This is a genomic window from Pyxidicoccus xibeiensis, from assembly GCF_024198175.1.
Classification (GTDB): Bacteria; Myxococcota; Myxococcia; order Myxococcales; family Myxococcaceae; genus Myxococcus; species Myxococcus xibeiensis.
In genome coordinates this window covers 253,970-279,528 of sequence record NZ_JAJVKV010000012.1, presented here as the reverse complement: position 1 = coordinate 279,528, position 25,559 = coordinate 253,970, and the positions used below count along the sequence as shown (strand labels likewise).

The window sequence follows — 25,559 nt, the reverse complement described above, 5'->3', positions numbered from 1 at the left end:
TCAGAGGACGTTCGCGCTCGGCTTCGGAGGAGGCGCGACGAAGGCCTCCCGCAAACGGGTGGCAATCTTCGGCAGGATATCCTCGAAGGCGAACTCCGCGGACTGGCGCAGGGCCGTCTCACCCGCCATCGCCCCGCCGAGCCACGCGGTGCCACCCTTGCCCTGGCGGGGAGTGCCCTCGAACAGGTCCGTCACCTGGATGGCGCCGTCAGTCCCCCGGGCGCGCACCTTCAGCGTCAGCCGTGACACGAAGCCGCCGCCGGTGACGTCGAAGAATTGGATCTCCGGGACGATGAGCGCGTCCGCGTCGCCCAGGTCCTCGGGGCCCGAGGCCTCCTGGACGGACTGGAAGACGGTGCCCAGCATCTGCGGGAAGCTGCGCGCGAGCCCCTCGCCGATGTGGATGTTCCAGGTGTGCGCGGCGCCCAGGGCGAAGTAGTTGTCCGAGTCGATGCGTGCCTTCTGCTCGGGTGAGATGTAGTAGCGCGCGCGCAGCGCCAGCGGCGTCCCCTGGGAAGACATGGGCGCGGGATTCGGCCGCACCTGGTGGGTACAGCCGGCCAACGTGAGCAGCGCAAACAAGCAGAGAGCAGAGGTCCTGGGCATGCCGCCTTCATAGCTCATCACGCCGTGTCTGCCCAATCCCACACAGGGATGACGTGCTATTGCCTGTATGGGTATGGAATCACCCATGCGGATGAGCGTGACTGGGCTTCTCAGGCTGGAGGCGCAGCAACGGCCTCGGCCCCGGTGGCGCGCCCGGCGCCTTCGAGCTTCGCCAGCAGGCGGAGCATCGCCACCTCCAGCGAGGCCGCGGGCACGCCGAGCACCCGCACCATCTTCTCCACGGTGGGGCGAGGCAGCTCCTCTCGCGGGGCGCGCCGGGCCTGGCGCTGGGCGCCGGGCACCGCCTCCGACGTGGGCGGCACCCCGTACAGGTGCGCGAGGAGGGCCCGCTCCAGCGCGCTCGCGTCCCGCAGCGCCGTGATTCGCTGGGAGGGGACGGCCTGGAGCCTGTTGGCGAGCAGCTCGATGTCCAGCGCGCGCCGCGTCTCCTTGGGGCGCGTCACGGAGAGGGCCTCACCCGGGGGGAGCGCCTTCCAGACCACCCACGGCCCCTCGCCCCACAGCCGCTCCGCGACGGCCGAGGCCAGCGAGTCCCGGGGCACCAGCTCCGGGCGCGCCACCGTCTCGCGCACCACCAGCGCCCAGCTCTTCAGCAGCATCGGCGGGACACTGAAGAAGCCCGGCCTGAGGGGCGTGTCGCCCAGGGCCATCGCCAGGGCCTCGACGTCCGGGTGCATCCCCAACAGCCGGCCCAGGTGGCCCACCATCTTGCGCACCAGCTCCAGGTCCGGCGCGTCCGCCATCATCAGGAGATGGGCCCCGTAGAGGCCCAGCATGGGGTTGCGCTGCTCGGTGCCCTTGAGTTCCTTGAGCAGCTCCGGGGTGACGATGGCGCGGCGGTTGCGCAGCCCGATGCGCGTCAGCTCGGTGAGGCGCAGGCCCGGGCTCTCCGGGTCGAAGCCCTGCGCGGGGCGCCGCATGTGCACGGACGTGTGCATGGTGCCAGCCCACGCGCCCTCCTTCCCCCCGCGCGCCTGACGCCGGCAGAGGAACACCTGCGTCTGCCAGTCCGACGAGGCCACGACCACGTAGTCCAGCTTCAGGCCCGTCTCGGTGCCCACGCGCAGCAGGTACGTCCCCGGGTCCAGCTCCACGTTGCAGGCCACCCAGGGGTCCTCCAGGTCGTCATCCACGGCGCCCCCCGCGACGAGGTCCACCAGCTCCCGTCCGTCCAGCGAGCGCAGCGACAGCTCGAAGGGCGCGGGAGGCCCCTGCCGCGCGGCGCGTGCCTCCTCCGTGGTCCAGGTGCGCATGAGCACGAAGAGCCAGCTCCCCCGCCCCAGGCGCGCATGCACCTGGCGGCTGTGCGTGACGGCCGCCTCGGTGTGCTCGTCGCGCGACCAGCTCGTCTCGGTGAGGGGGACGGCGGTGGCGAAGGCCAGGCGTGGAAAGCGCAGCTCCGCGCCGTCCACCCCGCGAAGCAGCGTGGCGCCCTCCTGCTTGCCCACGAGCTGCTCGCCGCCGGGCTCCAGCCGCACGAAGCGCTCACGGATGCGAGCGCCCGTCTGCACCTTTACCTTGTAGAGGCCCGGCGGGTAGCGGCCCTCCAGCGCTCCGAGGCTCCGGTCCATGAGCCGGAAGCCGCCATCGATGAGGAAGACCTCCGACTCCGGGTCCTCCGTGCGCACCCGCAGCGGCACCTCGCGTGGCGCTTCGGCGTCAGGCATCCGGACCTCGAGCCCTCGCAGGCCGCTGACCTCGAAGGGCTGCTGCCGTCCTCCCTCGCGCACCTGGCCGAGGTACAGCCCGGGCTCCAGCGTCACCGACCACGCCGGGCCCGGGGCGTGGGCCCGCGCCGCCACGTGGAGGCGGCTGTCGAGAATCTCCACGTCCCGCTCCGCGTCCTCCGGGCGCAGGTGGACGGTGACGGGGAAGCGCGGCGCGGACGCCTCCGGGTGCCCCTGGAGGAGGAGGAAGCGCGCGTTCGGGTTGGTGTCGTAGACGAGCTCGGGCTCCTTGGGGATGTCGTCGTCCTTGAGCTCCTCGGGCGACAGCAGGCTCTTCATGTGGTTGTAGAGGTAGTCCGCCAGGGAGCGGGCGGTGATGTCCCCCTGCGCGTCCACCGCCGCGCCGTTGAGCCCCGCCACCAGCGCGGTGCTGAAGACGCCGCGCACCTTGCCGTCCGGCATGGGCTTCTCGCGCGACAGGCGGGACCACCGGGTGGCGAAGCCGAAGAGAATCTTCGAGCGCTCCACCGACGTGGGGTCCGTCAGGTCCACGTACGGCGGCACCCGCAGGGGCACCTGGACGAGGTAGCGCTCCCGGCAGCAGTCCATGAAGAGGACGACCTCGTCGAAGATGCCCGCCTTGACGAAGTAGTTGGCGTAGGGCCGGCCCGCCACGTGGTACGTGCGATTGGGCGTGGCGTTGGCCATCAGCAGGGCGACTTCCTCGCCCGTGGGCGTGAAGCCATGCCCGGCGAGGAAGATGTAGAGCCGCCGGCCGACGCGCAGCCCCTCCCCGCGCTCGTCGTTGCTCTTCGCCAGCTCGCAGAGCTCGTCGAAGGCCTGCTCGATGCGCTCGGAGGTCGGCCTGGCGCTGAGAATCAATGAAGCGGGCCTGGCATCGGCGCCCGGAGGGGCGGCCATGAACTCCAGGTCCGAGGACAGGACGCAGCGCACGCGCTCCGCGGGCACTCCCGCGCGCTGTGTGAGCCACGCGTGGAAGGCCTTCGCGTCGTTCTCCGGCCCGTCCAGGTTCCCCAGCCCCGGGTAGCGACTCAGCCCCACCACCACGGCCCAGTCGGTGGCGGCCAGCTCTTCATTCGTTGCCATCTCACCACCCTCCCCTCGCGCCACGAGCGCTGGCCCGTGACACGCGCCGCCCTGGAGCCCCGGGGGCTTCACGGGTACTGCTGATGGATGAACTTCTCGTCGGTGGGCGACAGGTCCCTGTTGAGGCCCACGGAGAAGCCGTTGAGCGTCCACGACTTCTTGACGGGGTACATCATGATGCTCGCCATGTCCGTCTTCGTGTAGTTGGTCTCCCGGCGCGAGTACGGCTCGAAGAGGTTGCTGTCGATGTCCTCGCGGCGCCAGTTGTTCGGAGGCCCGGACAGGTCGCGATAGACGGCCTCCTTGTCCCAGGGAATCCCCCCGGTGGGGTTCTGGTGCTCGTGGATGAGGCCCAGCGCGTGGCCGAACTCGTGGAGCACCACGCTCCGCAGCTCCTCGTCAGTCGACTCGGGCGTGAGCCAGCCGAAGTTCATCGTCGGCGCGTTCCGGGAGACCCCCTTGCAGCTGGTGCCGAGGTTGGACCAGGAGCCGACGTACTTGAACGAGATGCGAATCAGCGCTTTCGCCGGGTCCTTGAGGAAGCTGAACGTCAACCGGGCGAGCCCCGGCCGGGTCCACCGCAGCGCCATCTGCCGGACGCGCTCCTGCACGCCCGGGTCCCCGTCGAGGAACGCGATGGTGAGCTTGTCGCCCGGCCGCCACCGCAAGGACTTCACCAGTGCCGCACGGTCCTTGCCCGCGGCCCGCTCTCCACCGGCCACCCAGGCCATGCAGCTTTCCTTCGTATTCTCCGCCACCTGCCCGGCGACGAACTTCACCGCCTCGGGCTGGGAGTTGAGGTCTTGCCGTGTCTCCATGTGACTCCTCCCACGGCCATCGCCCCACGACGTGCGAAGCGCGGCGCCTCGGGCGCATCCCGCGTCCGCAACCGTACTGAGGCCCGAGACTCCAAACGTGACGACGCGCCGGGCGCTCACCACCCGGTGCCGGCTGGCCGCAGGGAGGGAATGCACACGCAACGGCCTTCGCTCGCCCCAATGGCTTGTCAGGAGGGGCCAGGCGTCAGGTCGAGTCGCCGCCAGTCTGACGGCAGGGCCGCGTTACAGGTGCTTCTCGCAGAGGCCGCACTTCGGCGGTTCGGCGGACTTGCCGAGGCCGACGACGGGGCCCTGGAGCAACGGGGCCGGCGGCGTGTTCTTGTCGTTGTGGAGCATGGGGTCGAAGGTGCGCGCCACACCCTTGCCCTCGAACTTCACGTCGAAGGAGTAGTTGACGAACTCGGCCTTGCCCTTCGTCTTGCTGGAGGCCACGCCGCCACCGGCGGTGCCTGCCTCGTCACCGGTGCTGGTGCTGAAGTTCGAGTCCGCGATGCAGACGGGCTTGCCATCCACCGAGACCTTCTTCGTACCCTTCGCGGTATCCGATGACTTCGCGATATTCGGATAGGGAATGGGGACCGGTCCGGCGGGGCTGGGCGTCTTGCACACATCTGGGAAGGCGATGGTGACGCCGTTGGTCTGCTCGTGCACCACGGAGAGCTTGTTTACCCCGACACTCGTGCTCATCGCCGCGTCCTCCTCGCCCTGTTCGACGCCCAGGGCAGGGTAGCGCCGGGCTCATGGAGGCGGCAAGGCCCCGGCCTGGGTGGGGAAGGGGCGGCGGGGTATGCTGCGCGCGGAGGTTGTCGTGGGAAAAGCAGCAGCTGTCCGTGTTCCAGGCTTCCTGTCCGCGTCGGACATGCAGACCGCTGCCGCCATGCGGCGCAGCGAGCGCATCGAGAAGGACTACGCGAGGAAGAAGGCGAAGTTCACCGCGTCGCAGAAGCGGGCAAAGGCAAAGAAGAAGAAGAAGGGGGCGGCGAAGAAGCCCGCCCATGCGAGCACCCTGGCGGACCTGAAGGGCGTGCTCGCGAAGGACGCCTACTACGGGCAGAACTGCCACGACTACCTGGAGACGGACGGCGGGCGGAACGCCCTCTTCAAGAACTTCGACGTGGACTTCGCCCACAAGCACACGGGCGTGCCGAAGAAGGTCCTGGAGGCGTTCCGCTTCCCCAACCCCGACCACGTGGAGAACTTCAACCCGGGGGCCAAGGACGTCGGGAACCCGAAGAAGAAGGCGGGCCAGAAGTACCCGTACGTCTGGGAGGCCCACCACATGCTTCCCGGCAGTGCCTTCTACTACGAGGACGACGAAGGCCTCTGCTTCGAGAACTGGCAGCTCACGCTCATCCTGCAGAGCGACTACAACCTCAACCACGGCCACAACATGATTCCGCTGGCGGATGAGACGTGGGCCGTTCCCATCCACAAGCTGCCACAGCATCCGGGCGACCACCCCATCTACACGCAGTTGGTGATGAGGAAGCTGAGGCAGGTGGCCAAAAGACTTGAGAGGGCCCGGGACAAGGGGGCAAAGCATCCCGACCTCAAGGCAGAGGTCTTCCAGAAGCTTCGGGAACTGGAGGACGAGTCCTGGGACTTCCTCGTGGATCTGGGGAAGACTCTCACCAAGGCCCTGGTGGCCTCCCGTCGCCACACTGCTCCCTGGGTCACCTATGGGACGGCGAAAGACCCTTTGAAGTATGAGTGGGGCGCCCTGTACTAGGGCGTACGAGGAACATGATGAGTTACTGGATCCTGGATGGTGGCAACAACGACGGGGCCTTCATCAGCGGCTATCCGAAGAGCAAGATCAAGGACTGGCGCTACGACGAAGGGGAGAGCCTGGCGAAGGAGTTCCCCAAGGACGCAGCCGTCGTTTTCTCGAGCAATTGGCCGGAGCGCCGCAAGCTCTACGACTTCCTGGACAACGCAGTCACTGCCCTCATCGTCTCGGAGCGGGTGCGGCGCATCCTGGAGGAGCTGAAGGCCAAGGACCTGGAGTTCCTGCCGGTGACGGTCAAGGACCACAAGAAAGCTCCCATGGCGGAGAGGTACTTCATCCTCAACGCCCTGGGCGGCCAGGACGCCATCGACATGGAGAAGTCGCAGCTCGTCATGGACCCGCTGGAAAAAGAGCAGATCGGGCGCATCAAGAAGCTCGTCCTCCAGCCCAAGAAGATCGACAAGGACGCAAAGCTCTTCCGGGCAAGCCGTGCCAGGCACGTCATCTTCGTGGACGATGCGGTGCGCAAGGCCTTCCGCAAGGAGGGAATCACCGGCTTCTGGCTCTACAAGGCCGAAGGCTGGAACGGGTTTCCCAAGGCGCAAAACGAGGACTGAGTCCGGGGCCCATGATGCGTTACTGGATTCTGGATGGTGGCCACAACGGCGGCGCGTACATCAGCGGCTATCCGAAGAGCACCATCAAGAACTGGCGCTACCACGAAGGGGAGAGCCTGGCGAAGGAGTTCCCCAAGGACGCGGCCGTCGTCTTCTCGAGCAAGTGGCCGGAGCGCCGCAAGCTCTACGACTTCCTGGATAACGCAGTCACCGCCCTCATCGTCTCAGAGCGGGTGCGGCGCATCCTGGAGGACCTGAAGGCGAAGGACCTGGAGTTCCTGCCGGTGACGGTCAAAGACCACAAGGGAGCTCCCGTCGAGGCGAGGTACTTCATCCTCAATCCCCTGGGCGGCCAGGACGCCATCGACATGGAGAAGTCGCAGCTCGTCATGAGCGCGCTAGATAAGGAGCAGATCGCGCACATCAATAAGCTCGTCCTCCAGCCCAAGAAGATCGACAAGGACGCGAAGCTCTTCCGGGCAAGCCGTGCCAGGACCGTCATCTTCGTGGACGATGCGGTGCGCAAGGCCTTCCGCAAGGAGGGAATCACCGGCTTCTGGCTCTACAAGGCCGAAGGCTGGGACGGGCTTTCCATGGCGGAAGACGAGGACTGAGTCCGGGGGCTCATGATGCGTTACTGGATCCTGGATGGTGGCAACAATGACGGGGCCTTCATCAGCGGCTATCCGAAGAGCAAGATCAAGGACTGGCGCTACGACGAAGGGGAGAGCCTGGCGAAGGAGTTCCCCAAGGACGCGGCCGTCGTCTTCTCGAGCAAGTGGCCGGAGCGCCGCAAGCTCTACGACTTCCTGGACAACGCAGTCACTGCCCTCATCGTCTCGGAGCGGGTGCGGCGCATCCTGGAGGAGCTCAAGGCGAAGGACCTGGAGTTCCTGCCGGTGACGGTCAAGGACCACAAGAAAGCTCCCGTGGCGGAGAGGTACTTCATCCTCAATCCCCTGGGCGGCCAGGACGCCATCGACATGGAGAAGTCGCAGCTCGTCATGAACGCGCTGGAAAAAGAGCAGATCGGGCGCATCAAGAAGCTCGTCCTCCAGCCCAAGAAAATCGACAAGGACGCGAAGCTCTTCCGGGCAAGCCGCGCCAGGCACGTCATCTTCGTGGACGATGCGGTGCGCAAGGCCTTGCGCAAGGAGGGAATCACCGGCTTCTGGCTCTACAAGGCCGAAGGCTGGAACGGGTTTCCCAAGGCGCAAAACGAGGACTGAGTCCGGGGGCCCATGAAAGTCTGGCTGAAAGCGATGGGGCTGGCGTCGTCTCTGGGTTCCCTGGTGCCTGCGTGTGCCGCGTTCCGCGCGGGCCTGCTCCGCCCGTCACCCGCGCCGGACTTCGAGACCTTCTTCCCCGGTGACGAGACGCCTGGGACGGTGTCCCTGCGCCCCCTGGGCGCGGCCACGTTCGGCTTCTCCGGCGTGGGCCGGCTGGTGGCCATCCTGGCGCAGGCTCTGCAGGACCTGGCCTGGCGGGAGGACCTGACCGCCCTCGGGCGGGAGACCGGCCTGTATGTGGCGCTGCCGGACCCGGAGGCGCGCGGCTTCACCACCGGCAAGGACCGCTCAGACGAGGACCCGGACGAGCCGACCGAGCGACTCTCGCTGCTCGCGGACCGCGTGGTGCCGCCCGCGCTGGCGGCAGCGGGCCTGCGCTGGTGGGGAGGGCCGCTGTGGTTCCACCCGGGAGACAATACGGCCTTCGCGCAGGCGCTCGCCGCGGCGGATGAGGACCTGCGCTCCGGGAAGATTCGCGCCGCGCTCGTCCTGGCCGTGGACAGCTTCTGCTCCCCCTCCACCCTGGAGCTGCTCCTGCGCGAGGGGCGCCTCAAGACGCAGGAACGGCCCTCCGGCCTCATCCCCGGCGAGGCAGGCGTGGCGCTGCTGCTCGCGCCCAGCTCCCCGGGCATGCCCCCAAGCCGGGAGCCGCCTGTCTTCCTGCACGGTGTGTCCCTGGGTGAAGACCCCGCTTCGACGGAGGAAACAGACGCGGTGCCCTCACAGGGACGGGTGCTCGCCGAATGCGCTCTCTCCGCGCTGGGCCCGCTGGGGCCCGACGCGCCTGTGCCCGCGCTCGTGTCGGACCATGATGGACAGAGCCACCGCGCCCACGAGTGGGGCATGCTCCAGCTCCATTTGGCCGCCTCGAATCAACGGCTGGCGCGGTGTCCCGCGTGGCTGCCCGCGCTGAGCTTTGGCTCGACCGGCGCGGCCTCGGCGGGTGTGGCGGTGGCCACCGCGCTGCGGGCCCTGCAGCGCGGCTATGTGCCATCCACCTCCATCCTCGTGCTCTCCTCCGCGGACATGGGGGCGCGGGCGGCCATCCATCTCTCCACGCGCTAGCCGCTGCGCCAGTCGTGGGAACTCAGCGCGGGCGGCCATCCATCTCGCCACGCGCCAGCCACTGCGCGCTCTGCGTGGAAGCTCAGCGCGAACGGGGGGTACGTCGGCGCGCCGCGGGGGCCCCGGTCTTCCGCTTCGGGGCAGAGGCACGAGCGGTCTTCGTGGCGGACCTGCTCGCGGGCTTCTTGCTCGCGGGCTTTTTGCTCGCCGACTTCTTGCTCGCGGCCTTCTTGCTCGCCGACTTCTTGCTCGCGGCCTTCTTGCCTGCGGGCTTCGCGGTGGCGTGCGCCTTCTCCCAGCGCTGGAAGCGCTTCAGCCCCACCAGGGCCAGCACCGGTCGCTCCCGCGCATCCAGGAAGCGGAAGGCGTCCTGCTCGTTCGTGAGGCCCACCTGCATGCAGTACATCGCCATGTCCGTGCCGGGCTTCTTGAGGTCCTTGAGCAGGGCGTCCATGACGCGCGGGTGGGACTCCAGCACCGGCAGGTAGCGCTCCTCGAAGGGGACCAGCACCCCCTGGTGCCCCACGCGGGCGGAGACATGGCAGGGCTCGCGCTCCTTCAGGACGCGGTCGGCGATGCGGGCGGGTGCTTCCTTCAGGCAGTTGGCTTCGAAAATGGCGGGCCTCCTCGGGCGTCGCGGACGCAAGGTCCGCGAGCGAGCGGGCACTATAGGCCAGGCCCTCCGCCGTCCCCCCCGCGCTCCGTGCGGACGGCGTCCTGCTCTACACTCCAGGGTCACCATGCCCAACCTGATGTCCCTGCGCAGCGACGCCGCGGCGGAGCTGGGGGCCCTGCTGCGCTCCTTCCAGCCCGACGCGGACCGGGACGTCCTCCTCTCGGACGGAGAGGCCATCGTCCTGGACCTGCACCTGGTCGCCACGGCGACGCTGCTGGTGGATGGCAACGCGCAGGGCTTCTTCCTCGGACTCTGCCGGATGGCGGAGAACTGGCGGCGGCTCATCGTGCTGCTTCGCTCGCGCAACCTGCCGCCCCCTTCCGTCCGGCGGCTGACGCCCCTGCACGCCGCGCTCGCGGCGGGCCACTTCCGGCTGGCGGAGGCGCTCGCCGCCGTCTCCGCCACGCAGCGCCAGTCAGACGACTACGAGGACGAGTACCTCTGGGGCTGCATCCTCCAGGGGCTGGCACGGCAGGAATCGCCCACCACGCTGGCGCCGCTGCTCAACCGCCTGGAGGTCGTGGCCGAGAACACCCATGGCCCCCACGTCGCGCTGACCCGGGCGCTGCTCGCCCGCGACGCCGAGGGCTTCGCGAAGGCGTTCGAGACCCTGCACCATGCGCACGGGAGCGACATCGAGGCGCGCGCCAAGGCGTTCGACACACCCGTGACGGCCTTCGCCCCGCACCGGTTCATCTGGCTGGAAGGGCTCGCGCTGCTGCGCCTGGCCGCCCGCGCGGGCGTGGCCCCCGAGACGACGGAGTACCGCTACTGCCCGCCGCTGGCCCGGCTCCCGATGACCGCCGTGTACCGGGGCGACTGGACCATTCCTGGAGCGGACCTGGACTCCGCCTGAGCGAAAGCCGCCGAATCACTCCTCCGCTTCCTGTGCGGCGATTTCGTCCTCCGGGTCCGGTGGGGGCGAGCCCCACCGCAGCGCGCTGTCGCACTCCACCCGGACCTCCCTCAGCTCCGTGGGCTCGCGGCGGAGGGGAAGCGTGCCGCGCCACAGGAGCACCAGCCGCGATGCGTCCAGGTCGAGGATGACGGTGTCCAGCCGGGTCGCCACCTCGCCATCGTCCAGGTTGCCGGTCCGCCGGACGCTGACGAGGGGCGGCTCGACGGCGGGAAGCCGGAAGGACAGCGCGCCGCGCGGCGTGGCCCCCTGGACGAGCACCGGCTCGTCCCCCCGCAGGTAGCCGGCCGCGATGAGGCCCGGCGAGGCGGCGTTGAGGAAGCGCCGGTCGAAGTCGCGCGGGAGCAGCGGCTTGCGGCCCTTCTCCCACTCCGGGCCGTACGTTCCCGCGAAGGACGCGCGCGGCTGCCACTCCGGGCTGATGAAGCCGAAGCCCGCGGGCGCGACGTGCTGATCCCACGCACGGAGGAGCTGGTCCGGTGCTTCCAGGTTGGGCAGGGGCGCGCCTTCCACGACACGGCTGCCTCGCGCATGGAAGCCCACGCCCACGGGGTTGCGTGGCTCGAACGTGTGGCGCTTCGGGTCCGCCTCGCTCCGGTCCCACCCGCCGAAGGCGCGCTCGTACCGCAGCGGCATGCGCTCGAAGGGCAGCGGCCGGGTGATTCCAGCGGAGCCCAGGCTCTTGAACCATGCGCGGTCGCCCGTCACCTTCACGTCCTTGCGCAGGGGCCCCACGCGCAGGGAGACGAGTAGCTCCCGCGTGCCGGGCGCGGGGGCATGGGCATGGCCCAGCAGCACCACGTCCGTCGCGGGCTTGAAGAAGGCGCCTTCGGGCTCGAAGCGGTAGCTCGACGTGTCGGCGTCTTCCCAGCGCTCGCCAGCGAGGTTCAGCGGGAGCTGCTCGGGGGACAGGGACAGCGTGCCATCCGGGGCGATGTCGAAGGTGGCCTTCACCACCGGGACGAGCAGCGGCCGGGCTTCTTCATCCGCGAGGAAGAGCGGCTCGACGAAGAAGGGGGTGCGGTTCACGAGCGCCGGATGACCCATGTCTTCCTTCTACCCCAGGCGGGTCCGCGGAAACGACAGGGCCCCGGGATACGCAAGTCCCGGGGCCCTGCTTCATCCGAGCTGCCCGCGTCTCAGTCCAGGAGGGACGGGACGGGCGCGAGCACGTCGAGGGGCTGGCCGCGGCCGAGCCGGCCGTCGGAGTTGTTCCCCCACGACCACACGGTTCCATCCGGAAGGGCGGCCACCGTGTGCTCCGAGCCAATGGCGAGGGACGTCACGCCACTGTCGATGCCCACCACCTGGACGGGCGAAGAGGCTGGAGTGCTGGAACCGTCGCCTGCCTGTCCCCAGAAGTTGTCGCCCCCCGCCCAGAGGTGACCGTCGGCGGTCAGGGCCATGCCCGTGCGGTAGCCGGCCACGACCTCGATGAGCCCCTGGACCTGCATGGAGGTCGGTACGCGGCGGTTGTACTGCCAGGTGCCCATGCCCGGGTTGATGTCACTGCCCCAGTTCCAACCACTTCCATCGGAGCGCACGGCCATGCCGTAGTTCTGGCCTCCCGCGATGGAGACAACGTCGGTCAGCCCCGAGACCTGGACCGGCGCGTCACGATTCACGGTGAAGCCATCGCCCAGCTGGGACTCGGTGTTCCTGCCCCACGCCCAGGCCGTCCCGTCATAGCGGATGGCGTAGGACGTGTCGGCCCCCGTGGCAATCTTCATCACCCCGTCCAGATTGGAGACCTGGACCGGAGTGGGGCGGCCAATCTCCGTGCCGTCACCCAGCTTGCCGTAGGTGTTGTTGCCCCACGCCCAGACCGTCCCGTCAGCACGCAGCGCCAGGGCATGCTTGTAGCTCGTGGCGATGGAAATGATGTCGGCAAGCCCGGGAACCTGGGTGGGAAGCAGGATGCCGTCGCCCCAGCGCCAGACCGTGCCGTCGTAGCGAAGGGCGAGCGACCTCGCTCCGCTCGCGGAAATGGCGGTGATGCCGCTGAGGCCCTGGACCTCGACCGGCGCGAGGCGGAACACCGTGGTTCCATCTCCGAGCTGTCCAGTCGTGTTCTGTCCCCAGGCCCGGACCGTGCCGTCGTACTGGAGCGCAAGGGAGTGCGCGTATCCGGCCGCGACGGCCATCGCGCCCGTCAGGCCTTCCTGCACGAGGCCGGGCGTGGCGTACAGGGTGACGGCTCCGTCCCCGCGCTCGCCGTAGCGGCCGTGACCCCAGGTCCAGAGGGTTCCATCCGTGCGCAGCGCCAGCACATGGCGGCGGCCCGCGACGACGAACGAGGCGCCCGTGAACCCCGGCACCTGGGCGGGCGTCGCCTGGAGGTTCCGGGTGCCGTTCCCCAGCTGCCCCTCGGCATTGTGACCCCAGCTCCACAGCTCGCCGTTGGACTTGACGGCCAGCGTGAAACCGTAGCCGGCGGAGACATCAACGAAGCCGGTCAACCCCTGCACCTGGGCGGGCGCGTTGCGGGAAGACACGTAGGGGTCGCCAAGCTGTTCATACCCGTTGTCGCCCCAGGCCCACACCGTGCCATCCGCCTTGACGGCCACGGTGTGCGTCTCGGCCGAGGCCACCGCCATGACCCCTGTCAGCACCTGCACGGGGACGGCGACGGTGCTCTGGAAGGTGCCAGTGCCCAGCTGCTTGTTCTCGTTGTTGCCCCAGGCCCAGAGGCCTCCATCCGAGCGGATGGCGAACGAGCTGTTGCCGCTGGCGAGCACGGCCACGACGCCCGCCAGGCCCGGGACCTGCACGGGCGTGGGGAAGTTGCCGTAGACGGTGCTGCCGAGCTGGCTTGACGTGTTGCTGCCCCAGCCCCAGACCGTGCCGTCGGGCTTCACCACGAGGTTGTGGTATTTGCCCGCGGCGATGGAGACCACGCCCGTGAGTCCGGGAACCTGGGCGGGCGTGGTGCGCGCGGTCGTACTGCCGTCACCAAGCGCGCCGGACAGGGAGTCGCCCCAGGTCCAGACGGTGCCTCCGGAGCGCAGCGCCACGGAGTGGCGGTCTCCCACGGCCACCGAGGTCGCCCCGAGCAACACCGGCACCTGCACCGGAGTCGACGTGCTGGAGATTCCCGCCGTACCGAGCTGGCCGTATTCGTTGGAGCCCGCCGCCCACACCGTGCCATTCGCACGGATGAACAGGGAGTGGTAGTAGCCCGTCGCGACCCGCACTCTCGGGCGGAGGCGCGAGAGCGCTGCGTCCTGCTGCCCTTCGACTCCGGTCTCCGGCGCCGGTGCCTGCTGCCCGCAGCCCACCGCCAGCAGCAGCCCCAGCGTGAGACCCAATACACTTCTCAACCGCGAAAACGATGTCTGTGTCACGAGAACCCCTTGTCTGAGACGCGCTCCAGACGAGGGGGCAAACCTTGTATTCATCCTGAAAACCAAGAACAGCCGGCAGTCTTCGCCTCTCCCTGCTTCCCGGAGGCACCGGGCTGCACTAGAAGACAGACGTCCCATCCAGGAGTCCCGAGCGTGCCACCCACCGCCCCCCGACGTCGTCGTGAGCCGCAAGAGCCGCCCCGCACCTGGTGGTGGCGGCTGCTGGACTTCATGGACCTGGCCAGCCCCGAGTCACAGAAGGGCCTCGCGCTCGTGCTCGGCGTGCTCGTCGTGGGCTTCGGGCCGCTGCTGCTGCTGGCCGTCCTCGACGTGAGCGGGACGGCCCGCAGGGCGCTGGTCGCCCTGGGGCCGGTGTCCATCTGTCTGGGGTTCGCCGCCCTCGTGCTGGTGTGCGGCTACCGGTACGGCGAGCAGCTCAAGTGGTCGCGCCGCCAGACGTGGGGGCTGGCCGCGCTGTGCCTGGGCATGGGCCTGCTGGGCGGCCTGGGGCTGTGGTTCAGCGAGGGCTGACGGCGAAGCGGCGCCTTCAGCCCTGCTCGGCCCCCTCGAAGGTGACCTTCGCCTTGCCCATGACGTGCTCCACGGCGAGCAGGTACCAGCCCAGCTCGGCCAGCTGCTTCGTCGTCTCCGGTGTCTCGCGCAGGGCGGCGTGGACGTCCTCCGCGCTGAACCCGAAGGGCTCCATGTGCTCGCGGATGAGCTCCTCGAGCTTCTCCGGGGTGAGCTGCAGCTTCTCGGCCTCGGTGACGGCCTTCAGCGCGATGCCGATGTGCAGCCGGCGCTCGGCTTCCGCGCGCGTGGTGGGGTCCGTGAGCCAGCCCTGGAGCGCCTCCTGCTGCTCCTCGACGTCGAACTGGTACTCCACCATGGCCTTGCCCTCGGCCTGGACCCAGCGGCGGCGCAGCTCCTCATCCACCAGCGCCCGCGGCACCTCCACCGGCGCGCGCCGGGCCACCTCGTCCAACACCATGTTCTGGGCCTGCACCCACAGCTGCCCCGCGAGCTCGTCCTCCAGCTCCTCGCGGAGGTTGTCCATCACCTCTTCCAGGGTGCTGCCCATCCCGAGCTGCTCCAGGAACTCGGGCGAGCTCTCCGGCAGCAGCGTCACCTGGCTCGCGGCCACGACGTCCACCAGGAAGCGCGCCGGCTTCCCCTGGAGGCCCTCCACCGGGTAGGTCTCCGGCAGCACGAGGGCAATCTGCATGGACTCGCCCACCTTGCCCCCCTCCGCCACGGCCTCGCAGAACCCGGGCAGCGCCTCGATGGGCGCCAGCTCCGTCCTCATGCCGAAGCGCGCGGAGAAGGGGATGAGCTTCCCATCGCAGTAGCCCACGATGTTGAGCTGGACGTCGTCGCCCAGCTCCAGCGTCTCACCCCGCTCGCGCTCGCGCGTGGTGGCCAGCTCCCGGCGCTTCTCGTGGAAGGCGCGCAGCAGGTCCTCCTCCGTCAGGTCGTCCGGGGTGGGGACTCGCACGGCAATCCCATCCAGGGAGGGCGCCTGCACGCTGGGAAGCTTGAGAGCCTCGGCGGAGGCGGTGCTCACCACCGGGCTCATCTTCAGGAGGCGCTCGACCCCCCGGCCTGGTCCTTCAGTCCCTTGCTTGCTGCTCACGAATGCTCCCGGGAGATAGGTGTGCCAGCGCCCGCGCCAATGGGGGGAAAAGCGACGGCTCGGCATGGACCTAGGCATAGTCCAGCCGAGCCGCTCTGACAAACCGCTTGGAGGATGTCCGCCGACTAGAAGAACGCGCCCACGATGCTGGACACCGTGGAGACCGCGGCGCCCACCTGGCTGAGGACGGGGACGTTGGTGGCCGCGAGGACGGAGCCCGCCGCGGTGATGACCGACGTCACCTTCTTGCCCGTGCTGGCCTTGTCGTCCATCAGCGTCGCGCCCGCGTTGGCCACGTCGACCGCGGCGATGGCCACGTTGACGCCCGGAGCGAACCGGCCCAGCGACTTGGCGGCGGTGCTCGCGGCGGCCTTCGCGCCCTGCTTGAGGGCGGCCTCACCGGCCTCGCGGCTCACCGTGCCCAGCGCGGCCTTGGCGGCCGAGCGCGTGCCGCTGCCCAGGATGCCATTGGCCAGGGTGCTGCCCGCCTTCGCGGCGTCGCCCGCGGCGGAGCTGATGGCCCGGCCCACGTTCTTCACCGTGCCGCCCTCGAAGACACCCTTGGTGGCGGCGTTCTTGACGGCCTTGAGCACGTCGTCGCTGGCGTTGGGGAGCGACTTCTTGAAGGCGTCCACGGCCTTCTTCCCGGCGTCCAGCTTGTCCTTCATGATGGTGCCGCCGAGCACGCCGCCCATCACCTTGCCGCCGACGATGCCGCCCGTCGCGGCGGTGATGCTGGCCTTGGTCGCGTCCAGGGTCGACCGCGTGGCCGTGATGATGTCTTCCTTGCTGCCCGTGCTGATGGCCTGGCGGATGTTCTTGACGGCCGTGGCGCCCGACGCCACCGCGGCGGGGATGCCCATGTAGCGCGCGGCGGCGTTCATGGTCGCGCCGAACTTGGTGAGGCCCTTGAACTCGCCCGGCTTGAAGGTGGGGTTGCTCACGAAGGCCCGGTTCGCCTGCCCGAGCAGACCCTCGGCGCCCTTGCCGAGGTTCTTGATCTGCTGGAAGGCGTCCTTGCCGAAGCCGATGGCCTTCGAGGTCTTGGTGGCGACCGCGACCCCACCGTTGATGAGCCCCTTGTTGTCCTCGTAGGTCTTCTTGACGTTGGTGTAGGCCTTCTCGACGTTGGTGCGGACGTTGTTGAAGGTCTTGCGGATGTCGGGGAAACCCATGGGGGGCCTCGCGAAATAAATATGGGATGGAACCTGCCGGGATTATCGGAGCCCAAGGGCGCGAGTTGCGTCGGCTCCGCCCACTTTGTCGATCAGCGCGGCCCACGGCACCGAAGAAGCTCCAAGCCTTCGGAATCACTGTGCTTTTCCTGAGAGCCCCCCTTACACCTGCGTCTTGACGACGTCCTTCAGGCCGCTGGTGGCCTTCTCGACGACGCGGCTCACCAGGTCCAGCTCCTGCGTGTAGCGATACATGGACGCCTGGAGCGACAGCAGCTCCGCGTTGGAGAACGCCTTGCCGGAGCGGGCGGCCTGGATGATGCCGTCCAGGTCCTTCTGCCCCTGCTCCAGCGAGTGCACCAGCTGGGACACGGGATGCAGCGACGTCTTCTCCGCGGCCAGCGTCGGCTCCACGGCGCGCGGGGCCTGGACCTCCTGTGCGGAGCGCGCCTTGTCCGCGAGCACGCCGTCGAAGCGCGACTCGGCCTGCTTCTCCACCGGGGCCGCGAGTGGCTCGCGCGGGGGTGGGAGGACCTGGGCGGCGTGGACACCGGACATCGGGCTGGACATGGGCTCTGCCTCCTCGGGACAAAGAAGGATTATCCCGGTCGGGACTGACACCCTTCCGGCAGGCAGGGTCTTTCCGTAAGCGGCCTGGCCCGGGGCGATGGCTCGCCCATCTATCTGGTTTTCCTTGGGATTTACCGGACGGAACTCCCTGGGTCTGGATGAATTCCAAGAGCCTGGGAAATTCGGACGAAACTCCGGAAAAGCCGTCACGACAATCACCGCATGGCTAACTACAAGATCAAGCGGGGCGACACCCTCTCGGCCCTGGCCGCTCGGTTCAAGACCACCGTCAAGGACCTGGCGAAGGCCAACAACATCAAGAACCCGGACCTCATCTACGCAGGCAACTCCCTGCGCGTCCCGGGCAAGGGCGACACCTTCGAGCCCGCCAAGAGCGGCACGAAGACGGGCGGCACGAAGACGGGCGGCACCAAGACCGGTGGCACCAAGACCGGCGGGAAGGTCGAGGGCAGCAGCGGCGCGAAGCCGGGCCAGGCGACGCCCGCGATGCGCAAGCTGGCGGAGGCGGGCCGCAAGGCGGCGCTGGGCATGGGCGGCTACAACAGCCAGGGCCTGTGCGCCACGGGCGTGAGCCGGGCCATCCAGAATGCCTTCGGCTTCAAGGTCTGGGGCAACGGCAACCAGATTGACAACAACCTGCCGCGCGACAAGTTCAAGCAGGTCAACATGTCCCTCGAGGAGGCGCTGAAGATTCCGGGCCTCGTCCTCACCTGGGAGAAGACGTCGTCGGCCGCGGGCCAGAAGTACGGCCACACCGCCATCACCACCGGTGACGGCCGCTCGTCCGTGAGCGACTTCATCGAGCGCAACACGCTGGGCGCTGGTGGCCGCAGCGGGTTCAAGGTCTTCATGCCCATCATCTAGCTTCCGCCGCGAAGCGGAGCACCGTCGCCCCCGGGTCTGTCGACCGGGGGCGTTGTCGTTTCAGGGAGTCGCTATGGCCCATCGAAGGGCCAGGACGGCAGCGGCTCGCGAGCCGCCAGCCACGTGGCGGGGACTCGCTCACCTCCCGCGGACAGCACCACGATACTGCCCACCATGGCGCAGATGGTGTCCCGGTCCCCACCCCCGCTGACCGCCAGCCACAGCGCCTGCTCGAAGTCGTCCAGGTGCGAGCCCGCGCACCACAGCGCGAACGGCACCGTGTCCTGCGCCGTCAGCCCCGTCCCATTGCCGAGCACGCTCACCGCGAAGGGGACGGAGGCCGTCGCGGGCAGCGCGCGGGCCTTCCGGATGCGGCTGCGCACGTCCGTCTCCGGGACGAACGGCAGCAGCCGGTCCAGGAACTCCGCGCGGCCGAGTTGTGACGGCCGGGCACGCTCGCGCCAGGCCGTTGCCGCCGCCACGGCCACGGCGATGGCACCCCCGACGGCCTCGGGGTGCGCGTGGGTCACCTCGGCGGACCGGTGTGCCTGCTCTACGACGGCATGCAGGTCGTCCGCGAAGTACGCGCCCAGCGGGCCCACGCGCATCGCCGCGCCGTTGCCCCAGGAGCCCTGCCCCGAGAACTCCCGTCCCGTGACGTCCGCCCAGGGCTCACCCTCGTGTACGGCGCGCAGCACGCGGTGCATCGCGGGGCCGTAGCCCCGGGAGCTGTCGTAGTGCTCGGCGAAGCTCCGCGCGAGCCGGTCCCGGTCGATGGAGCCGTGCCGCCAGAGCTCCGCGACGACGGAGAGGGCCATCTGCGTGTCATCCGTGTAGGGCCAGGGCCCGGGTGGCGGCGCGCGGGTGGCGAGCAGCTGCTCCTCTTCCGGAGCCGGGAGGAAGAACTGCTCGCCAAAGGCGTCGCCCACGGACAGGCCGAGCAGGGAGAGCGCCAGGCGCTCACGGGGCGTGGCAGGTACCGGGAGCATGCGATGGCTACCGCTCCGCGCACCCGCGCGGAGCGGAGTCCTTCCTCACTTCGCAATCCACTTCGCGAAGCGCTTGTCGAGCAGCGGCGCCGCCTTGTCGACGGCGTCCCAGGTGTCGTCATCCAGCTTCGGCGCGTCATGACCGAACGGGCCCTTGCGCTTGCCGAAGGTCTTGATGAGGTCCGCCGTAATCCAGAGGTCGTCCATGTTGTGGAACCAGCAGTAGGCCAGGTCCGAGAGCCCCGGCGCGTTGCGGAGGTGGTCGTCCCAGAGGCCGCGCGGCAGCGCCTGCTTCACCAGCGCCGACCCCTGGGCCTTGCGCTTCGCGATGGCCTCCAACAGCTCGCGGTGTGCCTGGAACCGGGAGGCGTCCAGCAGGCCGCGCGTCGCCGCATAGCCGACAAAGAGCCCGGTGGTGACGTCGGGATGCCGCATGAGCTCCCTCGCGCTCTTCACGCTGAGGGTGACGGAGAGGAACTTCTCGAACGAGAGCTCGAGCCACACGTGCCCCGCGGTGTCGAGTGCGTACTCCCAATACGCGACGGTGAGCTCATCCCCGTCCCCGAAGCCGGCCCGGCGGCCGGTGGGCGGCCCGAGCAGCTTCGTGACCTCCGCCTCCGAGGCCGGCTTCCACGGAACGCCCAGGACGTCCTCTCCAATCTTCGACCTCACCCACGCGAACGAGACGTAGGGGATGAACGTCTTGGAGGTCTTCGGGATGGGCGGAAAGTCATCGTTCAGGATGTCGTGCGAGAAGACGAGCTCGACGCCGTGCTTCGCCGCCTCGACATTCACCGCGTCGTTGTTCTCGCTGGTCGACAGCGGCACCTTCTTGCCGAGCACCCCCGTCACATAGTCGCTGACCTCGGGAGCGTCCGCCCGCCGCCCCAGGACTGACGCCAGCCGCTGCACCTTCGGGCTCAGCTTCTTCATCACCGGCGTTGGCACGAACGTGGGTACGGCCACCGCCTGCGCTGCCGGCGGAGCCGTGGTGTCACCGTCGAGCCAGGCCGCGAAGTCGAAGTCCTTCGCCTTCGGTGCCTTGACCTTCTTCTCCTTCAGCCACGTGGCCAGCGCCTCCCGCCCGGAGCCACCCTCCTCATCGTCGAGGTCATCGATGTCCGTCTCGCCCCGGGACCACAGCAGCAGGAACTCCTCGAGGCTGTTCGCGACCGTCCGCGCCTCGCCTTCGGAGCCGAGCAGCGCCACCGCGGGCGGCGCCTTGGCTCCGGGGCTCACGAGCACGAGCAGCGAGCCGTCAGGGAGGTGCAGGAAGGCGAAGGCGTCGCGGCGAAGCTGGTCCGCCTTCTCGGGGTTCCACTCCTTCGGGATGGCCTCGAGCGACAGCGCATCGAACCAGCCCAGCGTTCCGTGGTTCTGCTTGCCGACCCACGCGCCGACCTCCGTGAGCAGCGGCGGAACTTCATGACCTTTTGGAGCCTTCGAGAGCTTGACCGCGTATTTCGCCATGCGTGCCAGCTTCCGCCACCGGCGTCGCAAAGGCGAGTCTCAATACACCCGGGCCCTCAGTCCGTCAGCAGCACCATCAGCAGCTGGGCCAGGTCCTTCGCCTCCTGGTGATTCGGGTCCAGCTCCACCGCCTCGTCGACGACGATGCGGGCCTCCTCCAGGCGTCCCTGCTCCTTGAGGGCCTGGCCGTACGCGACATGCGCCGCTGCTGACTTCGACTCCTTCGCGATGCGCTCCAGGAGCGCCTTCTCCTCGGCGTCCGGCGGGTTGAACGCGCCGATGGGCGGGCACGGGTCTCCGTACTGGCCCTTCACGCTCTTGGAGTACGTGCCGGGCGCGTGCGCCTTCACCGCCTTCACCAGCGCCTTGCCGTTCGTGTCACCGCCACGGGCACACAGTCCGAGCACGGCGACGTACAGCCCCTTGTTGAGGCCGGGGTAGTCGTCCGACTTCTTCACCCCGGGGTAGTTCCAGCTTCCCGCCGTCAGCCGCACCCAGAGCACCTTCGACTTGAGCGCGTCCAACGTGGCCTGGGCTTCCGCCTCCGTCTTCCCGCCACCGACGATGATGATGTCGTAGGTGCGCGGCTTCGGCGCCTGGGCCGAGGCAACGAAGGGGACGAGTGCGACGAGGAGCAGCAGGGAGCGAGCAGTCATCCCACGATTCTATCCGCGTGCGCGTCCGCCCACCCGTAGCAGCGAGCCCACCGGGCTGGACACGGGCAAAGCCTGCCTCCTCCGGCTCGACTGTCATCCTGGCGGGTACCAAAGCCAGGGGTGATCGTTCGACGATGCGCGGTGGGCCGCTGCTCCGTGAGGTGAGGTCCAGTCAGGCTTCACTCCCTGAGGCCCGTCATGCGAACGCTACTTCGGCAACAGGGTGGCGCTTTCGTCGTCGCGGATTCGGCAGGAAGGCCTCGAAGCCATGCACTCAGGGGCTGGGTCATCATCCTCCCAGGCCGATAGACAGACGGCTTTGCATTATGCTCCCGGCATCGCTCCTGAGTCTGTCGGATGCGACGGTTCCTGGAGCCTGCTTCATGCCCTCCCCGAAGCTGACCGATGACCAACTTCGAGAGCTCTTCCTCAAGGCCTCTCGAGTCCCGGAATGGGAAGAGTGGCGCAAGAAGTACGGCGCCTTCCTCCAGCGAATCGCCAACCTCAGCACGTCCGAGCTGGCAGCCCCCGCACGGCAGGAGGAGCTGTGGCGCGCCCGGGACATCACGCCCGTCGGCCCCGGAGAGGCCGTGAACGTGGACGGGGCCTACGCCGACAGGCAGGTCGTCCATGCCCTGGTGTCGCTCAAGACGCGAACCTGGTCCACGGACCCCAGGGAGCGGGCCAACCAGGTCCAGGCCGAGTTCGACCGCATCCTCGAGCTGGTCCATCCTCGCCTTTCCAAGAGCCGTCCCCAGGCCCGGCTGGGGCGCGCCTTCGCCGCGCTGCTTCCGGGCGAGCTGCATTGCGTCTTCAACTTCACGGCGGAGAAGAACGTCGCCACCCTGCTGGACCTGAACCCGGACGCGGGCCGCATGGGCCGGCATGTGCTCGCCCGGGCGAGGTTGAGGGACGCGCTCGGCCCGGAGAGGAGCCTCGCCGACCACGTCCAGCGCTCCACCTTCTGCTGGTGGCTCCACGAGCAGTACGCCACCCTGGCGGCCGGCGGAGGCGTCACGAACACGAACGTGCGCCTGCCCGAAGCCTTCGAGACAGCGCCGCTGGTCCTGTGGCCCGGCCCCAAGCAGTTCAGGGGCCTCGCCGCCATCAAGGGCCTGTCTGCGTTCTTCCGCGACATCGTCAAGAACTCGCTCGCGGGAGCGGAACCGAAGGAGCTCGTGCAGATGCTCCGGGCCGACCCCACCTACTCCGCGCTCGCGGAGAAGACGCTGCGAGGCATCGTCAGCAACGCCAAGTCCTGCGGGCTCATCGAGCTGAAGGACGGGGTGCTCGTCCCCACGGAGAAGGGCACCGAGCTCCTCGAGAGCGCTGAGCCCGATGCCCTCAGCGAGCTGCTGCTCGTGCGTGTCTTTCCGATGGCACACCTGCTCCGAATCCTCTCCGCCAGTCCCCTGCCCTCTGCGGAGGTCATCTCCCGGGTCCGGAAGCTCTACTCGGGATGGACGGCGGACCAGGCGGCCTCCTTCGCGGTGGCGTGGCTGCGAGACCTGCGACTGGTCGACCGCGACCTCAACGGCCTGCTCTACCTCACCGCATCCGGCGAGCTGTGGCACAAGCGACTCCCCGACGAGCTTCCGCTCCCCATTCCCTCGGTGCCAGCACAGGAAGAAGAGCTGGAGTCACCCGTCACGACGCCCGCACCTGTCGCCGCCAATGCGCCGCAGTGGCCGGACCTCGAGCAGTTGCTCACCGCGTTCGAGTCTGACGCCAGCACTGCGGCCCTCGTCGTGGACCGCCCGCAGCTCGCCGCGTTGCACCTGGCGTGGCACTGCAATGAGCAGAAGCGCTTCGTCCTCCTCTCCGGCCTCTCGGGGACGGGAAAGACGAAGGTGGTGAAGAGCTACGCGGAGCTCTACTGCAAGCACCTGAAGCTGGACCCGCGCGACCACATGGCGCTCGTGCCCGTGTCTCCGGACTGGAGCGACCCGGCGGGCCTGCTCGGTTACTACAATCCGCTGCACGAGGACCCCACCTACCAGTCCGAGGCGGCGACGCGGCTGCTCATCGCCGCGTCCCGCGACCCGTCGCGCCCGTACTTCCTCCTGCTGGACGAGATGAACCTGGCGCGCGTCGAGCGCTACTTCGCGCCGCTGCTGTCCGCGATGGAGAGCGGCGAGGACCTGGTGCTCCACGCCAACGACGAGGACGTCAACGGCGTGCCGCCCCGCCTCCGCTGGCCGAGGAACCTGTTCATCGCCGGCACGGTGAACATGGACGAGACGACCTACCCGTTCTCGGACAAGGTGCTCGACCGCGCCTTCACGCTCGAGTTCTGGGAGGTGAACCTGCCGGACTTCTTCAAGCGACAGACGAAACGGAACGAGGAGGCCGAGCAGGTCCTCCTGACCTTGAACGAGCTGCTTCGACCCATCCGGCGACACTTCGGCTACCGCACGGCAGGCGAGGTGCTCGCGTTCGTGGGCACCTCCGTTTCGGGGGTGAGCCCGAGTGCGCTCCTGGACCAGGCCCTCTTCTCCAAGGTCCTCCCACGCCTGCGCGGAGAGCGGAGCGCCGCGCTGGAGACAGCGCTCGGCAAGGCCCTGCAGCTGTGTCAGGAGCGGGGCCTGACACGGTGTTCGGCCAAGCTCCTGGGGATGAAGACGATGCTGGAAGAGCTGGGCATCGTGAAGTTCTGGGCCTGAGCCGATGCAGCTGCGACTCGAGGGCTCGGACATCGTCGTGGAGCAGGTGGGTGGCGCCTTCCGGCTGGAGGAGGCGCGCCGGTACGAGCTCGTCCTGGCAGCCACCGAGCAGGTGGAATGGGTGCGCTTCGGAGGACATGAGCTTCCCCGCGCGGTGGCCGCCAACACCTTCCTGCTCGACGTCCGCCACTGGGGCCTGGCGAAACAGACGCTGGAGCTCAAGCGCATCGCCTCGCAGGTGGTGGAGCTCCAGGTCGAGGTCATCCCCCGGCGCGACAAGCTGGGTGAGGAGCAGTGGCTGCGGCTCCTGAGCGACCTGGAGCAGTGGCTCCCGGCCCTCACGACGGGCCTCGAGGGAGGCCTGGGAGGCGCGGTGGGCGCTCAGGGCGCGAGCGCCCCCTTCCTGGCACTGGCCCTGCTGCCGCTCGTGAGTCACCTGCAGGCGGCCGTCAGGCAGGTCGTTTCAGCTCCACGGGAGACCCTGACGGAGCAGCATGAGGAAGTCAGGCCCCGCGCCGTCCGCCGGGCCCAGCGGGACACGGTGCGCTGGCTCGCCTCCCACCCGCTTGCGGCCAGCGCCGTCCTCGACTCCCGCCCGGGAATGCGGGAGCCGTTCGTCCCACGAACCCGCGGCGAGGTCTCCATCGACCATCCGGTGAACCGGTATGTGCGCTACCTCGTCCGGGAGGTGACGCGGCGCTTCGACCTCCTCGCCGAGCGGCTCGACACGCATGCCCGGGCCCAGGAGGTGGTGACAGACGCGCCGGTCTGGTGCCAGCGCCGCGCGGAGCGCTGCCGGAATGCCGCGCGCTCCCTCCGCGCCGTCGTGAGCCAGGGCGCCTTTGGGAAGCTCGTCGCGGAGCCTCCGGGAGAGGCCGCGGTCCTGGCCGTGCAGGACGACCCCGCGTACGCGCGCGTCCACCGCCTCGGACGCCTGATGCTCTCGCCCCGCTTCCAACTGGCCCAGGGGCCGCAAGGTGCCCCGGTCCGCCCGAGCTACGAGCTTTATGAACTGTGGACGCTGCTGACGCTGGCCCGCGGCCTCCAGGCACGCTTTCCCCAGGCACCGATGAAGTGGCGGGGACTTCACGCGCTGGAGAGTGGTGCCGCGTTGGGCACCGATGGCGTGTCGGCCTGGATGGACCTGCCGGAGGGAACGCTCGGGCTGTACTTCAATGCCACGTTCAGGAGCTACTTCGCACGAGGCTCGGCTACGCGCTGGAGCCTCAGCATGGAGCGCCGGCCCGACCTGGTGGTGACCTGGGCGCCCCGCGAAGGGGATGCTCGGTGGATGGTGCTCGACGCGAAGTATCGCGTCTCACGGACCGCGCTCTCACAGGCGCTGACCAGCGCGCATCTCTACCGGGACTCACTCCTCTGGCCGGAGTTCGGGGGACGGTGCGGCTCCGCCCTCATGGTGGTTCCCAGTGTGCTGGAGGAGGTTCGCCCCTGGGCGGACCCCGGCTTCATCGGCGAGTACGGCTTCGGGCTGGTGCAGGCGACTCCCGGCGCGGTGTCGGCCTCGACGCTGGGTGACCGGGTCTGCGACGCGCTGAAGGTCACCTGAGCCACGAGCAGGCAGCCATGCCCTTGTTGCCTGGGAGCGTTTTCCCGGCCGCAGCCAGCGTCCGCTGAGTTGCAA

At 69.0% G+C, this 25,559-nt stretch carries 23 protein-coding genes; 10 read left to right on the top strand and 13 right to left on the bottom strand.

Going from position 1 to position 25,559, the window contains the following annotated elements; genetic code table 11:
• From LXT23_RS38000 to LXT23_RS37985, 4 genes are all read right to left on the bottom strand, one after another.
• On the bottom strand, nt 1-522 hold the full coding sequence (locus LXT23_RS38000) for a hypothetical protein (protein ID WP_253985322.1): 522 nt from the start codon (nt 520-522) through the stop codon (nt 1-3).
• A gap of 194 nt (nt 523-716) precedes the next feature.
• Nucleotides 717-3,401 (bottom strand): caspase family protein, encoded by a 2,685-nt coding sequence (locus LXT23_RS50240; protein ID WP_267146737.1) that lies wholly within the window; start codon nt 3,399-3,401, stop codon nt 717-719.
• A 68-nt stretch (nt 3,402-3,469) separates the two neighbouring features.
• A complete protein-coding gene (locus LXT23_RS37990; protein ID WP_253985321.1) occupies nt 3,470-4,219 on the bottom strand; it encodes a zinc metalloprotease in 750 nt (249 codons plus the stop codon).
• A 243-nt stretch (nt 4,220-4,462) separates the two neighbouring features.
• The gene (locus LXT23_RS37985; RefSeq protein WP_253985320.1) at nt 4,463-4,927 is read right to left on the bottom strand and encodes a DUF4150 domain-containing protein; all 465 of its coding nucleotides are present in this window, start codon (nt 4,925-4,927) and stop codon (nt 4,463-4,465) included.
• Between the two features lie 172 nt (nt 4,928-5,099).
• Here LXT23_RS37985 and LXT23_RS37980 point away from each other — a divergent pair, with 172 nt between their 5' ends.
• Genes LXT23_RS37980 through LXT23_RS37960 form a run of 5 tightly spaced genes read left to right on the top strand, consistent with a single transcriptional unit; the run spans nt 5,100 to nt 8,940 of the window.
• Nucleotides 5,100-5,969: an AHH domain-containing protein gene (locus LXT23_RS37980; RefSeq protein WP_253985319.1), complete on the top strand. Its 870-nt coding sequence runs from the start codon at nt 5,100-5,102 to the stop codon at nt 5,967-5,969.
• A gap of 14 nt (nt 5,970-5,983) precedes the next feature.
• The gene (locus tag LXT23_RS37975) at nt 5,984-6,586 is read left to right on the top strand and encodes an imm11 family protein (protein ID WP_253985318.1); all 603 of its coding nucleotides are present in this window, start codon (nt 5,984-5,986) and stop codon (nt 6,584-6,586) included.
• 11 nt (nt 6,587-6,597) lie between these two features.
• On the top strand, nt 6,598-7,200 hold the full coding sequence (locus tag LXT23_RS37970; protein ID WP_253985317.1) for an Imm43 family immunity protein: 603 nt from the start codon (nt 6,598-6,600) through the stop codon (nt 7,198-7,200).
• Between the two features lie 12 nt (nt 7,201-7,212).
• Nucleotides 7,213-7,815, top strand: coding sequence for an imm11 family protein (locus tag LXT23_RS37965; RefSeq protein ID WP_253985316.1), 603 nt, complete (start codon nt 7,213-7,215; stop codon nt 7,813-7,815).
• Between the two features lie 12 nt (nt 7,816-7,827).
• Nucleotides 7,828-8,940, top strand: a complete 1,113-nt coding sequence (locus tag LXT23_RS37960; RefSeq protein WP_253985315.1) for a hypothetical protein — start codon at nt 7,828-7,830, stop codon at nt 8,938-8,940.
• Nucleotides 8,941-9,022: 82 nt separating this feature from the next.
• Here the strand turns inward: LXT23_RS37960 and LXT23_RS37955 are convergent, their stop codons facing one another.
• Nucleotides 9,023-9,586 (bottom strand): hypothetical protein, encoded by a 564-nt coding sequence (locus LXT23_RS37955; RefSeq protein WP_253985314.1) that lies wholly within the window; start codon nt 9,584-9,586, stop codon nt 9,023-9,025.
• Between the two features lie 94 nt (nt 9,587-9,680).
• Here LXT23_RS37955 and LXT23_RS37950 point away from each other — a divergent pair, with 94 nt between their 5' ends.
• Complete coding sequence (locus LXT23_RS37950) at nt 9,681-10,472, top strand: Imm49 family immunity protein (RefSeq protein ID WP_253985313.1); 792 nt, start codon at nt 9,681-9,683, stop codon at nt 10,470-10,472.
• 15 nt (nt 10,473-10,487) lie between these two features.
• On the opposite strand, the gene LXT23_RS37945 is transcribed toward LXT23_RS37950, so the two are convergent.
• Nucleotides 10,488-11,579 carry a DUF2169 family type VI secretion system accessory protein gene (locus LXT23_RS37945; RefSeq protein ID WP_253985312.1) on the bottom strand — a complete coding sequence of 364 codons (1,092 nt, stop codon included), beginning with the start codon at nt 11,577-11,579 and terminating at the stop codon, nt 10,488-10,490.
• A gap of 92 nt (nt 11,580-11,671) precedes the next feature.
• Nucleotides 11,672-13,840, bottom strand: a complete 2,169-nt coding sequence (locus LXT23_RS37940; protein WP_253985311.1) for an RCC1 domain-containing protein — start codon at nt 13,838-13,840, stop codon at nt 11,672-11,674.
• A 189-nt stretch (nt 13,841-14,029) separates the two neighbouring features.
• On the opposite strand from LXT23_RS37940, the gene LXT23_RS37935 reads away from it, so the two are divergent.
• Nucleotides 14,030-14,407, top strand: coding sequence for a hypothetical protein (locus tag LXT23_RS37935; RefSeq protein WP_253985310.1), 378 nt, complete (start codon nt 14,030-14,032; stop codon nt 14,405-14,407).
• A 16-nt stretch (nt 14,408-14,423) separates the two neighbouring features.
• On the opposite strand, the gene LXT23_RS37930 is transcribed toward LXT23_RS37935, so the two are convergent.
• The 3 genes from LXT23_RS37930 to LXT23_RS37920 form a co-directional block, all read right to left on the bottom strand.
• Nucleotides 14,424-15,440 carry a trigger factor gene (locus tag LXT23_RS37930; protein ID WP_253985309.1) on the bottom strand — a complete coding sequence of 339 codons (1,017 nt, stop codon included), beginning with the start codon at nt 15,438-15,440 and terminating at the stop codon, nt 14,424-14,426.
• Nucleotides 15,441-15,634: 194 nt separating this feature from the next.
• Entirely contained in the window at nt 15,635-16,684 is a 1,050-nt protein-coding gene (locus LXT23_RS37925; RefSeq protein ID WP_253985308.1) for a hypothetical protein, read from the bottom strand.
• A gap of 162 nt (nt 16,685-16,846) precedes the next feature.
• On the bottom strand, nt 16,847-17,254 hold the full coding sequence (locus tag LXT23_RS37920; RefSeq protein ID WP_253985307.1) for an ATP-dependent helicase HrpB: 408 nt from the start codon (nt 17,252-17,254) through the stop codon (nt 16,847-16,849).
• A 222-nt stretch (nt 17,255-17,476) separates the two neighbouring features.
• Here LXT23_RS37920 and LXT23_RS37915 point away from each other — a divergent pair, with 222 nt between their 5' ends.
• Nucleotides 17,477-18,139 carry a LysM peptidoglycan-binding domain-containing protein gene (locus tag LXT23_RS37915; RefSeq protein WP_253985306.1) on the top strand — a complete coding sequence of 221 codons (663 nt, stop codon included), beginning with the start codon at nt 17,477-17,479 and terminating at the stop codon, nt 18,137-18,139.
• A 71-nt stretch (nt 18,140-18,210) separates the two neighbouring features.
• Here LXT23_RS37915 and LXT23_RS37910 read toward each other — a convergent pair whose 3' ends face one another.
• The 3 genes from LXT23_RS37910 to LXT23_RS37900 are packed head-to-tail and all read right to left on the bottom strand — an operon-like array spanning nt 18,211 to nt 21,254.
• Nucleotides 18,211-19,128: an ADP-ribosylglycohydrolase family protein gene (locus tag LXT23_RS37910; RefSeq protein ID WP_253985305.1), complete on the bottom strand. Its 918-nt coding sequence runs from the start codon at nt 19,126-19,128 to the stop codon at nt 18,211-18,213.
• A 45-nt stretch (nt 19,129-19,173) separates the two neighbouring features.
• Nucleotides 19,174-20,598: a hypothetical protein gene (locus tag LXT23_RS37905; protein ID WP_253985304.1), complete on the bottom strand. Its 1,425-nt coding sequence runs from the start codon at nt 20,596-20,598 to the stop codon at nt 19,174-19,176.
• 56 nt (nt 20,599-20,654) lie between these two features.
• Nucleotides 20,655-21,254 carry a tetratricopeptide repeat protein gene (locus tag LXT23_RS37900; protein ID WP_253985303.1) on the bottom strand — a complete coding sequence of 200 codons (600 nt, stop codon included), beginning with the start codon at nt 21,252-21,254 and terminating at the stop codon, nt 20,655-20,657.
• A gap of 383 nt (nt 21,255-21,637) precedes the next feature.
• On the opposite strand from LXT23_RS37900, the gene LXT23_RS37895 reads away from it, so the two are divergent.
• Both LXT23_RS37895 and LXT23_RS37890 read left to right on the top strand, forming a co-directional pair.
• Nucleotides 21,638-23,917: an McrB family protein gene (locus tag LXT23_RS37895; protein WP_253985302.1), complete on the top strand. Its 2,280-nt coding sequence runs from the start codon at nt 21,638-21,640 to the stop codon at nt 23,915-23,917.
• Between the two features lie 4 nt (nt 23,918-23,921).
• On the top strand, nt 23,922-25,484 hold the full coding sequence (locus LXT23_RS37890; RefSeq protein ID WP_253985301.1) for a DUF2357 domain-containing protein: 1,563 nt from the start codon (nt 23,922-23,924) through the stop codon (nt 25,482-25,484).
• The last annotated feature ends 75 nt before the right edge of the window (nt 25,485-25,559 follow it).